The 356-nt window shown below is 57.6% G+C and carries 1 pseudogene; it reads left to right on the forward strand.

Going from position 1 to position 356, the window contains the following annotated elements:
* Positions 1 to 356 (forward strand): annotated as a pseudogene (locus tag Q4563_RS17385) (30S ribosomal protein S6--L-glutamate ligase); the annotation flags it as partial.

The raw sequence follows: 356 nt of genomic DNA on the forward strand, positions 1-356 counted from the left end.
GGCGGAAACCCGCAAGGCCGCAGAAAGTGTTATCGAGGCCTTTATGGGGCTGAAAGCCAATATCATGGTGCAAGAATTCATTCAGGAAGCCGGTGGCGCTGATATTCGCTGTTTTGTTGTTGGCGACCGCGTGGTGGCCGCCATGAAGCGCCAGGCCGCCGATGGCGAATTCCGCTCCAACCTGCACCGGGGAGGCTCTGCCAGTCTGATCAAGATCACTCCGGATGAGCGGGCAACGGCTGTGCGGGCAGCACGCACCATGGGACTGAACGTCGCCGGTGTCGATATTTTACGATCGAATCATGGCCCGGTTGTGATGGAAGTTAACTCTTCTCCTGGCATTCAGGGGATTGAGG

This window comes from Gilvimarinus sp. 1_MG-2023 (assembly GCF_030548285.1).